The 13,621-nt window shown below is 44.0% G+C and carries 12 protein-coding genes and 1 riboswitch; of the genes, 4 read left to right on the forward strand and 8 right to left on the reverse strand.

Translation table 11 applies throughout. The features are described from left to right. Window positions 1-245: 245 nt before the first annotated feature. A riboswitch (cyclic di-AMP (ydaO/yuaA leader) is annotated at window positions 246-383 on the forward strand. Window positions 384-389: 6 nt separating this feature from the next. Continuing rightward, window positions 390-851, forward strand: coding sequence for a C40 family peptidase (locus tag BLW49_RS01110; RefSeq protein WP_076310963.1), 462 nt, complete (start codon window positions 390-392; stop codon window positions 849-851). Between the two features lie 125 nt (window positions 852-976). On the opposite strand, the gene glgD is transcribed toward BLW49_RS01110, so the two are convergent. Together glgD and BLW49_RS01120 are read right to left on the reverse strand one after the other, a co-directional pair. Then, entirely contained in the window at window positions 977-2,077 is a 1,101-nt protein-coding gene (gene glgD, locus BLW49_RS01115) for a glucose-1-phosphate adenylyltransferase subunit GlgD (RefSeq protein ID WP_090722728.1), read from the reverse strand. Between the two features lie 25 nt (window positions 2,078-2,102). Beyond that, entirely contained in the window at window positions 2,103-3,251 is a 1,149-nt protein-coding gene (locus BLW49_RS01120) for a glucose-1-phosphate adenylyltransferase (RefSeq protein ID WP_076310965.1), read from the reverse strand. Between the two features lie 471 nt (window positions 3,252-3,722). On the opposite strand from BLW49_RS01120, the gene BLW49_RS01125 reads away from it, so the two are divergent. After that, a complete protein-coding gene (locus tag BLW49_RS01125) occupies window positions 3,723-3,941 on the forward strand; it encodes a cation:proton antiporter regulatory subunit (protein ID WP_076310966.1) in 219 nt (72 codons plus the stop codon). 109 nt (window positions 3,942-4,050) lie between these two features. Here BLW49_RS01125 and BLW49_RS01130 read toward each other — a convergent pair whose 3' ends face one another. Then, window positions 4,051-4,785: a DUF1836 domain-containing protein gene (locus tag BLW49_RS01130; protein ID WP_090722729.1), complete on the reverse strand. Its 735-nt coding sequence runs from the start codon at window positions 4,783-4,785 to the stop codon at window positions 4,051-4,053. Window positions 4,786-5,035: 250 nt separating this feature from the next. On the opposite strand from BLW49_RS01130, the gene BLW49_RS01135 reads away from it, so the two are divergent. After that, complete coding sequence (locus BLW49_RS01135; RefSeq protein ID WP_177178611.1) at window positions 5,036-6,364, forward strand: hemolysin family protein; 1,329 nt, start codon at window positions 5,036-5,038, stop codon at window positions 6,362-6,364. A 65-nt stretch (window positions 6,365-6,429) separates the two neighbouring features. On the opposite strand, the gene BLW49_RS01140 is transcribed toward BLW49_RS01135, so the two are convergent. Beyond that, window positions 6,430-7,395 (reverse strand): formylglycine-generating enzyme family protein, encoded by a 966-nt coding sequence (locus BLW49_RS01140; protein ID WP_076310969.1) that lies wholly within the window; start codon window positions 7,393-7,395, stop codon window positions 6,430-6,432. A 324-nt stretch (window positions 7,396-7,719) separates the two neighbouring features. Here BLW49_RS01140 and BLW49_RS01145 point away from each other — a divergent pair, with 324 nt between their 5' ends. Beyond that, on the forward strand, window positions 7,720-8,919 hold the full coding sequence (locus tag BLW49_RS01145) for an ROK family transcriptional regulator (protein WP_076310970.1): 1,200 nt from the start codon (window positions 7,720-7,722) through the stop codon (window positions 8,917-8,919). A 90-nt stretch (window positions 8,920-9,009) separates the two neighbouring features. Here BLW49_RS01145 and BLW49_RS01150 read toward each other — a convergent pair whose 3' ends face one another. From BLW49_RS01150 to BLW49_RS01165, 4 genes are all read right to left on the reverse strand, one after another. Continuing rightward, window positions 9,010-9,936, reverse strand: a complete 927-nt coding sequence (locus BLW49_RS01150) for a manganese-dependent inorganic pyrophosphatase (protein ID WP_076310971.1) — start codon at window positions 9,934-9,936, stop codon at window positions 9,010-9,012. A 132-nt stretch (window positions 9,937-10,068) separates the two neighbouring features. Next, window positions 10,069-10,539, reverse strand: coding sequence for a translation initiation factor IF-3 (gene infC, locus BLW49_RS01155; RefSeq protein WP_076310972.1), 471 nt, complete (start codon window positions 10,537-10,539; stop codon window positions 10,069-10,071). Window position 10,540: 1 nt separating this feature from the next. Continuing rightward, window positions 10,541-11,551 (reverse strand): LLM class flavin-dependent oxidoreductase, encoded by a 1,011-nt coding sequence (locus BLW49_RS01160; protein ID WP_090722730.1) that lies wholly within the window; start codon window positions 11,549-11,551, stop codon window positions 10,541-10,543. 91 nt (window positions 11,552-11,642) lie between these two features. Beyond that, entirely contained in the window at window positions 11,643-13,532 is a 1,890-nt protein-coding gene (locus BLW49_RS01165; protein ID WP_371264504.1) for an LTA synthase family protein, read from the reverse strand. Between the last annotated feature and the right edge of the window lie 89 nt (window positions 13,533-13,621).

The raw sequence follows: 13,621 nt of genomic DNA on the forward strand, positions 1-13,621 counted from the left end.
ATTCGACAAAAACTAATGACAAGTTTGTCAGAAATTTATGAACGAATGAACACCTTCCAAAGTTCCTATACCTTCGGTTTAACGAGCACTTCACGATTTATTTTACACAACAACGAAAAAACTATGCCAAACTTCGGAAAAGAGAGTTGATAAATATACCAGTGAATGATAAAATCCAAAAGTAGATAAAGTAACAATTTCGTAATCATTAATGTCACTTTCGTTGTCGAAATCATTAGGTGTATGACTGATAACTGCCGAATTCTCGCACCAAGAAGCGGGGGACCCGACCATTTATGGGTGAATTGATCAATATTAAAGTGATCATAGGGAACCTTCAACCGAATCCTTAGCTAACCTCGCAGGCATTGGAAGGAGTATTATTTACTTTGAAAAAGACACTAACAGCAGCGGCACTAGGGTTCGCTCTATTATTCTCCGCAGGAGTTACAGAAGCATCCGCATCTATTCTATCTAAAACAGTTAACAATACCGTAGGCATACCTTACCAATTTGGTGGTTCCACTCTATCCGGATTCGATTGCTCCGGATTTACTCGTTATGTATATAAGCAGCTTGGTGTGAATCTGCCTCACAGCTCCAAACAGCAATTCCATAAAGGACAGGCTATCAAGAAATCCGAGCTTGTAAAGGGAGATCTTGTCTTCTTTAATACCAGCGGATCCGGTGTTTCACATGTGGGAATTTACCTTGGCAACAATCAATTTGTGTCCGCTACCTCATCCAAAGGGATCGCCATTACACCGATTAACAAAGGATACTGGAGCTCCAAGTACTACGGAGCCAAAAGAATACTGAGCCCGGCCTCTGCTGAGAGAGCTGGATTATAATTACATTACCCGATATATTATCGTTCAAACAATAGTACAAGCATATAAAATAAATGAAGAAGGTCCAGGAATGATTCCTGGACCTTCTGATGTATATGACACAGCAAGGGCTTGGAGCATTACGTTTAGATTTGGCTGCTCTTCGCAATGACATAGGGCTTCTTGGCATCACCGATCAACCTGCGATCCGCAGACAAGTGTACATCCTTATCCAATATCACGTTCTCAAGCACCGCATTCTCCTCAATTACGCATTTCTGCATAATAATCGAGTTACGTATTCGCGCCCCGCTATGTATCTTAACACCCCTAAAAATGATACTGTTCTCCACCGTTCCCCCAATAACGCATCCATTCGCAATTAAGGAATTACTGACTTCGGCCTGTTCCAAATAACGAGTTGGCGGCTCATACTTAATCTTGGTATGCACCTCATGATATTTAAACAGCTGATTGTACTGTTCCTGCTGAAGCAGCTCCAGACTGTTGCGGTAATAGCTGTCCACAGAGTTAATCACGGCATGATATCCATCATAAGCATAAGCTGCGATTTTGAGATTGGTCAGATTGTTCTGTATTCCATCTCGAAAGAAATGATTGTGGCCATGAGCAATACAATGATCTATTAATTTCAGGAACAGCTGCTTCTCTACAATAAATGCACCTAAATAGATATTGGGATGTCCACCTTCCCCATGCATCTCCGTGACCCATCCGTTATCCACATCGATTCGGATGCTTGATTCATATTCTGGGAGAATTTCATCTGCTTTTTTATACAGCAGGGTGATGTCAGCCTGTGTTTCCATATGATAATTAAACATCTCTCTATAATCAGCTGTGTAGAGATGCTGGCTGCCGGTATGAATAATATGTGTTCCAGACCCTCTCAGGAAAAAATCACGATTGTTATGAAAATGCTGCAGGTCTCCTTTTGATCTGTCCGTGGGATCATTCCAATCCGGCGGCAATATGAATAATCCTCCATGCTTGCGGTCCAGATCCCATGGCGCGCCTTCCCCTAAATGATCCATCAGGGATCGATATTTACGACGAACAAACAAAGCGATGTTATGTACTCCGGAGTGCATCATATTGGACAGGACAAAATCGATCAAACGATACCTGCCTGCAAATGGAACGGCTGCGCCGCAGCGAAAATAAGTTAATTCGTTCATTAAATCGAGTTCATGATCCAAGTTCACTACACCCATGAGCTGTTGCATATAACGGCCACCGTCCCTGTTCATATTATTTCAAACCATAGGTATGAGGTCTGTAAGCTTCATCAACGAGCAATATTTCATCCTGATCCTCTCCACCTATGATAGAACCGTCTCTGATGATCATATTTTCACTCACGATCGCTTTATGAATCTTGACGTTCTTCCCAATCTTCACCTTAGGCATGATCACCGAATCTGTAATTTCGCTTCCCTCTCCAACCTCAACGCCATAAAATAATACAGACCTGTTCACATCACCGTGCACAACACAACCTTCATTCACGATACTGCTGCGTACTTGCGCATCCTTGGAGATGTAACATGCAGGCTCATTGGGATTACGGGAAAATATCCGCCAATTCGGATCATTCAAATTTAATGGGGGATCGTCAACCAAGAGGTCCATATTAGCCTCCCATAGGCTTTGAACGGTACCGACATCCTTCCAATAACCGTCAAATGGGTATGCAAACAGCCTTTTCTCATTACGGAGCAGAAGAGGAATAATATCTTTACCAAAATCATAGGTGGAATTTGGGTCTTGCTCGCTTTCGAGCAAATGCTGACGCAGCACAGACCATTTGAATAGGTACACACCCATGGAAGCAAGGGTGCTGCGCGGCATCGCTGGTTTTTCTTCAAATTCGAAAATCTCGTAATTATCGTTCGTATTTAGCAGTCCAAATCGACTTGCCTCGGATAGTGGAACGTCAATAACGGAGATTGTGCAATCCGAATCCCGCTCTTTATGGTACTGCAGCATGGCATCGTAGTTCATTTTGTAGATATGATCGCCTGACAATATTAGAACATGCTCAGGATCATACTGATCAACAAAATGGATATTGCGATAAATCGCATCCGCGGTACCCCGATACCAGCTGTTACTTCCTTCGCGTTCGTGCGGAGGAAGGACAAATACTCCGCCTTTACGTCGGTTTAGGTCCCAATCACTCCCAATACCAACATAGGAATGAAGGATCAGCGGCTCATACTGAGTAAGTACACCAACTGTATCGATTCCGGAATTAGCACAATTACTAAGCGGGAAATCAATAATTCGATAGGTTCCTCCAAAATAAACCGCAGGCTTGGCTAAAGTTTTGGTCAGACCCTTCAAACGTTTACCTTGTCCTCCGGCCAGCAACATGGCCACCACTTCTTTTTTGTTCATGGAAGAGCCTCCTCAGGAATCGGTATGAGTTAACTGTAGCTGCTTCTGGTGAAGTGAATTCGCAGGTATGAAGTTGTAATGTAGGTATGTCTGTTTGTGAAGTTGGTAAGGAATGATGTTATTACTGAAGAAGTGGTAAATGGCAGTAAGATAGTGCATGAGGTTAAATGAATGAGAGTTAGTAGACCTAAGAGTATTTACACATTTAGTTCAAATTCATAACACATGAACAGGAACTACAAGAATAATTAATTTCTATTATATTATAAACAATAGCAACAGCTCTTGACAAACAGAGGTTTATGACGTTTCGCCCCTAATCTCCTCGGGATATGTCGACTTTAGACATATTTATACTTTTACAAAAAATATAATGCATTTGGCTTGCAATACATGTTCGCAGATAGTAAAATACGGCTTTGAGTGTATGAACTATAATAAGAATTAACGCTAAGAAAGGGGATTATTCCCATGGAACTTCTCAAATCTGAATTGCCCGGTGTAGGGATGAAGTATCAATTGGAGACGAAGGCAGGTTCCAATTTCATCATTGTTCATCATGAGGATGGACGCCGTGAAATTTACTGTTCCGATCCAGAGGATCAAGAGAGCCTCATCTTTATTGCCGAGCTGGAGGATGAGGAGTGTATGTTGCTCTCGAGTATTATTGGCGGATGGAATGAAAGGTAACTAACCCATAATCAGCTACCAAAAAATCAGACAGTCGCGTACAGAGCTATGCCTTTTGTACGAGGACTGTCTTTTTTTGTATCCTTGGGGATTGATGAGTCATCCTTTCTTATAGAAATAAGGTGGCATTCAAATAACGTTTGGACAGAGAATACAGATACGTCGTTTGGATCGATAATGTGGCGATGAACAAAATATTTCGAACGACCAGATGCTGCTTCTCAGACAAATGGGGAAATTGTTCGGCCATCCGGCTTGCTGCAGTGCGAATTTCTTCCTCCACTGCCTTATCTGTATGAATCGTTCGTTCATATTGACCTTCCAGCTGTTCAAACAGTTCCGCATAAGTGCTGTACAATTGCAGTGGACTAATTAGATCATCATCCTCGCGTTCCGGCTGGTTAAATATGCCTTCGAACAAATGACGGATAGACTCAAAATCAAGCACGGATTTGAGGTCATCAATAATAAACAATAACGAGGCTTGATTGATGGAATACTTTTTACCAATTTTCGGAGAGGACAAATATTCTTTGAAGTCTCGTTTCACCCAATTTTGCATGGATGTAATAGAGACATTCGAATATTCAACGAGCTGACCGAGCGAAGCGATTTCCTGCAATGAGAATCCTGCTGCACGATTGCCCTTGATGAGCTTCTCTAAGATCGGCGGCACGGATGTGGATAGGAATGCGGGGAGTGCATTGCCATTCTCCACATCTGACGGATGGTGTTTATTCCATGCTTTTTGCAGCATAGCTAGGGGTGTTTCATGATGTTGTCCCTCGATGGACAGCAGCAATTGTGCCATTTCACAGCGAGTAAGTGAGAACAACTCTGTCATCTACCGGACCTCCCTTGCGTCTATGGTTAAATGTTTGTTAAAAATCACATGGATTTATATTACGCCGAACGTATGACCTTGTAAAGAGAGGTCAGGATAAGGAAATTTGGCGTCTAACTCTCTATTAGGGCCAAAATTAACCCATACGGTCTATTATTAACCCTACAGACCATTGATAATCACAGGATAAGTTCGGTATATTAGTTCATATGAACCTAAAATTTATTATAAAGGATTGTGAAGAACTCTAATGGGTATAGGACCGAATTTATTAGTGTTTGCAATACTCATTGTACTAACCGCATTCTTCGTCGCTACCGAATTTGCGATCATCAAGCTCAGGCCGAGCCGTGTCGACCAGCTGGTGCTCGAAGGACGCAGAGGTGCCCTTGCCGTACAGAAGGTGACAACGAATCTGGATGGTTATTTATCGGCTTGTCAGCTAGGGATTACTATTACGGCTTTAGGTCTAGGATGGTTGGGTGAACCCACAGTTGCGATTATGATTGAACCTTTGTTCGCACGCCTGGGCGCACCTGAGGAATTAGTTCATCTCCTCTCTTTCATTATTGCGTTTATGATCGTTACATTCTTACATGTTGTTGTAGGTGAGCTTGCGCCGAAGACGATGGCGATCCAAAAAGCCGAAGCGATCACATTCATCGTTGCTAGACCGATTATGCTGTTTCATAAGATCATGTATCCGTTTATTTGGCTGCTTAATGGCTCGGCTAACAAGCTCGTTCAAATGTTTGGTCTAAAGCCGGTGAAGGAACACGAGGATGCACACTCGGAGGAAGAAATTCAAATCATATTATCCGAGAGCTACCAGAGCGGTAAAATTAACAATACAGAATATGGCTATGTAAACCGGATATTTGCTTTTGACGAGAAGCTTGCCAAGGAGATCATGATTCCTCGTACCGATATGGTCTGCTTATATACAAACAATACACTTGAAGAGAACATGAATATAATCCACAGAGAACAATATACACGCTTTCCTGTTGCCCACCAGGGGAAGGATCAGATCGTAGGCATGATTAATACAAAGCAATTGTTCCTGAACTATAGAGAGAATGAAACGTTTGATCTCAAACAGTTCTTGCACCCTGTACTATCTGTTTCAGAAGCAACACCTGTGAATGAGCTCTTAAAGAGAATGCAAAAAGAACAGGTTCACCTGGCTGTCATTGTTGATGAATTTGGTGGTACCGCAGGACTCATCACCATCGAGGACATTCTTGAAGAAATCGTCGGCGAAATTCGGGATGAGTTTGACTCTGAGGAACGCAAAGAAATTGAACAGATTGGTGAAATGCATTACATTGTAGATGGCAAGATTCAATTAGATCAAATAGCCGACCTTACAGGGCTGCACTTCGACCTAGAAACCGCCGATACGATTGGCGGCTGGCTGTTCACGATCCTGATGAATCCTAAGGTCGGACATACCCATTATCACGAAGGAATGGTCTTCACTGTCAAAGAAGTAGGTCGCAACCGTGTCAAGAAGGTTGAATTCAAAAAAGCTCCCGAGGAGCTTGAGCTGGAATTGACCCCGCAGGCGGTCGGCTAAAGAACATACCGGTAATCACTCAAATACGGCAGCCCTAAAGTAGGCTTAGGGTCTGCCGAATTTTTTTAAATTTGAACTACCCGAAAACCGAGATTTCCTGTGGAGCTGTCTGGCGTATTACTGCTCCGGGCCGCAACCCGATAACGGTTACAATAAGACCGGTGACACAAATAGGAACCGCCGCGCATTGACTTTCTGCCCGTTTCCCGTTGGTACAGCGGGTTATCCGCTGATGTCTCACGATGATATCCCGGGGTGAACCAATCTGCACACCATTCCCATACATTACCTGCAACATTATATAACCCGTATCCATTTGGCTCATAGGAGTCCACAGGAGCGGTGCCAATATAGCCGTCACTTGCATTATTCTTGACAGGGAACTTTCCCTGCCAGATGTTACACATATGCCTGCCATCCTGCTTGAGTATATCGCCCCAAGGATATGTCTTCCGCTTCAACCCGCCCCGAGCTGCATACTCCCATTCCGCTTCTGTCGGCAGCCTGGTTCCAGACCAGGTACAGTAAGCGACAGCATCATTCCAAGAGATATGTACAACCGGATGATTAAGCCGGTCCATAATGCTTGAATCGGGTCCCTCAGGACGTTTCCAGTCAGCTCCTTCTACGACATACCACCAAGGCACCTGTTGAGGTGTGCTTCGCACCTGCTGCCTCGTCTCCTCAGAGACAAACAGATGGAATACATAAGACCAGCCATATCTCTCGGCCTCGGTTACATATCCCGTAGCTTCGATAAATTGTCGAAATTGTTCATTCGTTACGGTATAGGCTGACATACAAAAGGAATTAACGTATACTTCTCGAACAGGCCCTTCACCATCACTAGGGAAACCTTCTGACGTGTCCGTCCCCATATCAAAAGACCCTGCCGGAATATCCGCCCAATTCATATGAATGATGGCTGAAGAGGACGGATCCGTTTCCTGTTTGAACTGTGCTTGAATATCTACTGCACTATGCACGGGGTGTAAAGTTCTACTGGCTGAACAGCAGTTGTTATTCTGCATCGGCTATATTCACTTCCTTCTATTATTTGTGCTTAATAGGCTCATGTTGCCTCAATTTAATCATCATATCACTTTTTTCATTTTGGAGTTTAATCGAATCAATTTCATAAATCATAAAAAAAGTGAATTCGAAACTATATATAGACAAATAAAATCATTTTGATCTATATATACTCTTGATTGAAGCAGCCAAAGGTATTATGAAATTGATTCAATCCATTGGAATATTAGGGTTAGTCAATGGTCTTTGACTCCCAGCTGAGTTATAATCGTTATCATATCTTATCGTGAAAAATAACCTTATTCATTGGAGCAGCGACTTTCATGAACAAAAAAGAACCTGTATTACAATCAAACAAAAAATGGATTTATTCCTGGATTGCTGAGCATGGTCCTATATCCAAGGCTGAACTACTTGATGCTTTTTCACTAACGAGCAGTACACTTACCCGCCTGCTTGAAGAGATGACAAGCGAAGGTCTTATTCAGGCGGCAAGCCTAGGCGCTTCCAGTGGAGGTCGTCGCCCCATTCTCTATCAGATTGAACCTGATTACAAATACATATTTGGCCTTGAAATTTCCCGGTTCTCTTCCACACTCGGTCTGTTTGACATGGCTATGAATCCGAAATCCGTGATGCGCTGGCGGATGGATGAATCGATGACGCCCGAGCGTTTTGTTGAATTTGCTTCCGGGCATATGAGGAGCTTTCTAAAGGATCATCAGCTGGAGCCTTCACAAATATTAGGTATCGGTATCGGTGCAGTCGGACCCGTTGACCGAAACAAAGGGACGATTCTCGATCCATTATACTTTCCAGCATCAGGATGGCGTAATATCCCTATATGTCAGCAGTTTGAGAATGCTACAGGCTGGAAGGCTTATCTTGAGAACGGAGTTAACGCTGCACTGATCGGGGAGACCTGGGCGATGCGTAATCAAGGTATTCAGCATGCACTTTATGTTCACGCCGGAGTCAGCCTCAGATCTGCTATTATGTCTCAGGGCCAAATTGTTCATGGTACCGTTGATACGGAAGGCTCCATCGGTCAAATGATCGTGCAAATCGATGGTCAGCGGCTCGGTCCGATTGGCAATTATGGAGCACTAGAGGCATACGCCTCGATCCAAGCACTTGAGAGGACGGCACGAGCACAGGCCAAGGCCGGAAGACCACTCGGTCCTATACTCAGCTCATTGCCCCCCGATCGAATTCAGTTTGAGCATCTTCTCAAAGCACTGGATGCAGAGGATCCTTTCGCAAGGGAAATATTCGAGCAGTCTGCCGTCTATTTTGGTATAGGGCTAGCCAATTTGATTAATATGTTTCATCCGGAGATTGTTATATTAGGTGGAACCTTAGTCAATTACAATGCACTATACTTTGATACAGCAACACATATCGCCAAGAAGAATACCTTCTATAATCCTAGATATGAGCCCTTATTCTCAAAAGGTAACCTTAAGGAAGACGCAGTCATTACGGGATGCGCACTTAACGTGTGCCGGGCTTTCCAGCTATAGAAATTACAGAAGCTTTTCATAAGATAAAAGGGTTGTCCTAATGCAGTATAACTGCGATTAGAACAACCCTTTTATTTTGGGAGCATATTATTATGACAATGCTTCTGTCAGTACAGGAACGATCTGAGATTTACGGGAAACAACGCCTTTCAGAAGTGCTTTGTTGTCCACGAGCTGAACATTGTACGCACGCTCAACTGCCTCAGACTTATGTCCAAGTGCAATCGCCACAGAGTCATTGTTAAGAATGTCTGTAATTACAAATACGAACAGATCGAGATTCTTCTCAGCAATGGTTTGGTAAATTACAGCCTCAAGCTCTGCTTGTTTCACAAGCAAATCGTTGACATCCACCGTGTTGACTTGTGCAATTTCAACTTTGAACTCGCCCATTGAGAATTCCTTCGCATCAAGCGTAAGGAGCTGAGGAACGGATTTTTTGCTAAGATCAGCACCTGCCTTGAGCATATCAAGACCGTACACGCTGGCATCGACACCTGCAATCTCAGCCAGTTCCTTGGCTGCAGCAATATCCTGCTCGGTGCAAGTTGGAGATTTAAACAATAGAGAATCAGAAATAATAGCAGACAGCATCAGACCCGCAATCGGTTTCGTAATCTCCACATTATTCTCTTTATACAGCTTGTTAAGAATGGTAGCTGTGCAGCCCACTGGCTCTGCGCGATAGTACAGCGGCTGGCTTGTCTCAAAATTAGCAATTCTGTGGTGATCAATAACTTCCGTAATCTGAACCTGATCAATATCGCTTACGCTTTGTTGACGCTCGTTATGGTCAACCAAGATAACGCTGTTTGTTTCATTCGCTACAGTCTCTACAAGACGAGGTGCATCCACGTTGAAGAAATCGAGAGCAAATTGTGTTTCACCATTTACTTCTCCAAGACGCACGGCTTCTGCTTCAAGACCCAGCTTAACCTTAAGATCAGCATAGGCAATTGCAGAACAGATCGTGTCCGTATCCGGATTTTTGTGTCCAAAAATCAATGTTTTCCCCATTTAATTGAGACCTCCGTTAATATGTTGTTGTCATCATGTGTGAGCATCCGGTTAGGATGTATTTCCCTATACGATTATATCGTTAAATGAATTGTATTCCAATGTTTATACCTTGTTTTAAAAAAATATTTTTTATGGCATTAATTCAACGACTGCCTGTTTGCCGCTAAGCTGAATTCCCGTCTTTGGCGTGCCGTATTCCTTCAAATCACGTATAAGACCCTCAAGAAGTGATTTCGCCAGATCTCCTTCTTTCTTTTGAATCTTCACAACCAGCCTCACTATATCACCAGATTTAAGGATACGCTCCATTTGAGTCTTCTTCGTATCATAATCATGCTCCTCAATATGCGGAGTCAAGCGGATCTCTTTGATCTTCGGCTCACGGCTCTTACGCTTCTCGGCCGCCGCCTCCTGCTTGGCAGCTCCCGCTCCAACTAGCCTGCATGGCGGAGGACTGCTCATGAGTGATGTGCATACCAGATCTACCTTTAGCTTCTTGGCTAGTGCGAGCGCTTCGGCGGTCTTCATCACACCGAGCTCTTCCCCATCTATACCGGTAACCTCTACTTCGGCTGCTTTGATTTTTTCGTTCTTGATCAATTTACTCTTCCCCTTCCCTCATCGCTTCCGCAATCAGCTGAAATGACCTCTTCCTTGCTTCAAAATCGTGGATGGCAGATGCAATCATGATTTCGTCCACATGATAAAACTCGCTGATTCGGCGTATTCCTCTATTCACCTGCTCAGGATTACCCACAATGCTGAGATGCCTCCTGCTGTTAATCTGCTCCTTCTCCACTGCAGTATAAGGATATTGAAGCGACGTCTCCACCGATGGGAAGCCGGATAGCTGTGCTCCTCGCATCAACGCAAGAAAATAGAGCTGATTGCTTGAAGCAAGGCTCTTCGCTTCCTCCTCCGTATCTGCGCAAATCACACTAATGGTAATCATCGACCGTGGGGTATCCCTCACGATGGAAGGCTGAAAACCAGATTTATAATGATGAATCGCTTCTTCTCCTCCAGGTACGCCAAAGAAATGAGCAAACGAGTAGGAAACGCCATGTCGTGCTGCGATCTTTCCTCCTTCACTGCTTGATCCAAGCACCCATAGCTCCGGAACGCTGTCGATCAGTGGAATGGCCTTCAGTTTGGCATACCGGTGATCCTCCGGAAGATCCTCATATAAATAACCGATCAGATCATCAATCTGGACTGGAAATTGCTGCGAATTCATTCGCTTCCCTTCGTTTAAAGCCGCTGTCGCGAGCGGCATCGCGCCTGTAGCTCTCCCGATACCCAGATCAATTCGGCCCGGATATAAAGCCTCTAACAAACGGAAATTCTCAGCCACTTTATAAGCACTGTAGTGGGGCAGCATAATGCCTCCCGAACCAACACGTATGCGTGAGCTGTGAGAAGCCAAATGGGAGATCATCACTTCCGGGCTGGAAAAGGAGAGTGCAGGCATGCCATGATGCTCTGAAACCCAAAACCGGTGATACCCCAGACTTTCGGTGAATTGAATCAGCTCTGTCGCTTCACTCAAAGCATCGTGAACCGTGAACCCTTCTTTTATGTAGCCATGCTCTAATACACTTAGTTTGATCATTTTCATTCACCCTTCCCTACAAGAAAATTCCGCTCAATTGCAGTCCAAAGTTAAAGGACACCGTTATTGTTAACGGTGTCCTTCTATCATATCAGAATCCACGCTTCGGAAGCAGCTTCACATATTCATCCGAGAGCTTCATCAGCTTCATAATATAATCGTAATCGGCACGATACTTCGAAATATCGGCGATGGGTTCCAGCGTTGTCAGCGAAATCGCCTGTCCATCTTCAAAACCGCTGCCCGGCACGAACATGACTTCATTATTGAAGAAAGTACCCGTCGGCATGTAATACCTCATCCCGATGACATTCTGGTCAATATTAAGCAGATCCTGTCCTAATGCAGTGAAGTTCGAATCCTTCAAAGAAAAACCGAGAAGGTTGGAGACCGTAGGCAATATATCCATTTGTCCGCCAACCGTATCAATCTGACGTCCTTCCATTCCAGGTACACGAATGACAAGCGGCACATTGAAGCGGCTGATCTGTTCATGATAAGGAACGCCTAGAGCAGCCTCAACCTGCTCCGGAGAAGTGCTCTGATTCTGCAGCCCAAAGTGATCGCCGTAGACGACGAGAATCGTGTCCTCCCACAGTCCTTCTTCCTTCAGCCCGTCAATTAGTGTTCCCAGAGCATAATCAGCATAGTTCAGTGCTGTCAGGTAATCGCCCAAGCCAGTGCCTGCAAGCTGCTGAGGAACTTCCATCTGCTTACGATCCTGCGGTACTTTGAAAGGCGCATGACTTGAAGTTGCGATAAAATGTGCGTAGAACGGCTTGTTCTGCGCATCCAGATCCACCAGCTTATGCAGTCCGACACGATACATTTCTTCATCAGAAGCACCAAAATCGTTAAAATGATCATTTGTAAAATAAGGCTTATCAAAATATTGATCAAAATGAAGTGCAGGATACATTTTATTTCGATCCCAAAAGCTCACATTGTTAACATGGAAGGTCTGTGCTGTATATCCTTCATTCTGTACAAGGCGCGGCAGACTTGGCAGCACGCGGTCACCAAACCCGGTTGCCATCGCCATCGTCCCAATCGGATAAATTGATGTATTCGTAATAAATTCGGCATCCGAAGTATTCCCTTGTCCTATTTGCTGAAATACATGTGGAAAATACATGCTCTCCTCGATGAGATCATTGAGCACCGGCGTGACCTCTTGTCCCTCTACCTGCTGACGAACCGGGAAATTTTGAAATGATTCCAGCTGTACGATAATCAGATTCTTCCCTTTTGCTGCACCGAATCCATCCGGTATCGTCTCTTCACCATCTTGTTCAGATTGCTGTTGATATGGGTAGGTGGCTTGATGCTCCTTAATTTCCTTAACCGTCTCCTCGATATCTCCGGCAGCAATCAATTTATTCTGCTGATTCGCAAGAATCGCTTGTGCCACCTGATAATTCAGGAATCCGAGCTCGTCGGCACGAACGGTTTCGTTCTCAATCGAACCATCCTTGGCAATCGTCAATCCAGACATGACAAGACCTATGACGGCGACCGATAAAATACCGATCCGGGACAGCTGTCTCGTATATACGCTTCGTTTACCTTGAACTCTGTATATGATCCATAAGATCGTCATCACCATGACATCCGCAAAAAACCAAAAATGCTTCGGCTCGATCAGCAGACCGATACTTGAGGCAACCTGCGGCACTTGATTCAGACTAAGTAGTGTCGTATATGTCGGTATGGAACCGAACTGGACGTTATAAATTGTTGCCGCGAACAGAATGATCGAGAACAGCGTGTTCAAGCTCCAATAAGCTGTTCCCTTCCATTTCCCTGAGAAGAGAAGCTCCCATAGGCATAAAACGACCAGAACAGCTATCGCATCTACAGCAATGCGGTCCCATGAGATGTCTCTAAATACAAAAAAGCGGAATAATGTCAGCTTTGCCATCATGAGCACAAACACAATAACAAATAACGACCTTCCCAGCCCTGTCTTTGTTTCTTTCAATTGAATTGACCCCATTCTAAATCTAAAATTTTATAATGTTTTTACGAAATATGTGATCCATTATAACATTTATATTGTTTTAGTTCTAA

Source organism: Paenibacillus sp. PDC88, from assembly GCF_900106725.1.
GTDB classification, from domain to species: domain Bacteria; phylum Bacillota; class Bacilli; order Paenibacillales; family Paenibacillaceae; genus Paenibacillus; species Paenibacillus shunpengii.

What these genes read in the sequence shown, in the direction of transcription:
- BLW49_RS01145 (WP_076310970.1), top strand. Translation starts at nt 7,720, where the DNA reads ATGAACAAAAAAGAACCTGTATTACAATCAAACAAAAAATGGATTTAT.
- glgD (WP_090722728.1), bottom strand. Translation starts at nt 2,077, where the DNA reads ATGCAACAGCTCATGGGTGTAGTGAACTTGGATCATGAACTCGATTTA.
- BLW49_RS01120 (WP_076310965.1), bottom strand. Translation starts at nt 3,251, where the DNA reads ATGAACAAAAAAGAAGTGGTGGCCATGTTGCTGGCCGGAGGACAAGGT.
- BLW49_RS01160 (WP_090722730.1), bottom strand. Translation starts at nt 11,551, where the DNA reads ATGATCAAACTAAGTGTATTAGAGCATGGCTACATAAAAGAAGGGTTC.
- BLW49_RS01125 (WP_076310966.1), top strand. Translation starts at nt 3,723, where the DNA reads ATGGAACTTCTCAAATCTGAATTGCCCGGTGTAGGGATGAAGTATCAA.
- BLW49_RS01130 (WP_090722729.1), bottom strand. Translation starts at nt 4,785, where the DNA reads ATGACAGAGTTGTTCTCACTTACTCGCTGTGAAATGGCACAATTGCTG.
- BLW49_RS01150 (WP_076310971.1), bottom strand. Translation starts at nt 9,936, where the DNA reads ATGGGGAAAACATTGATTTTTGGACACAAAAATCCGGATACGGACACG.
- BLW49_RS01135 (WP_177178611.1), top strand. Translation starts at nt 5,036, where the DNA reads ATGGGTATAGGACCGAATTTATTAGTGTTTGCAATACTCATTGTACTA.
- BLW49_RS01140 (WP_076310969.1), bottom strand. Translation starts at nt 7,395, where the DNA reads ATGCAGAATAACAACTGCTGTTCAGCCAGTAGAACTTTACACCCCGTG.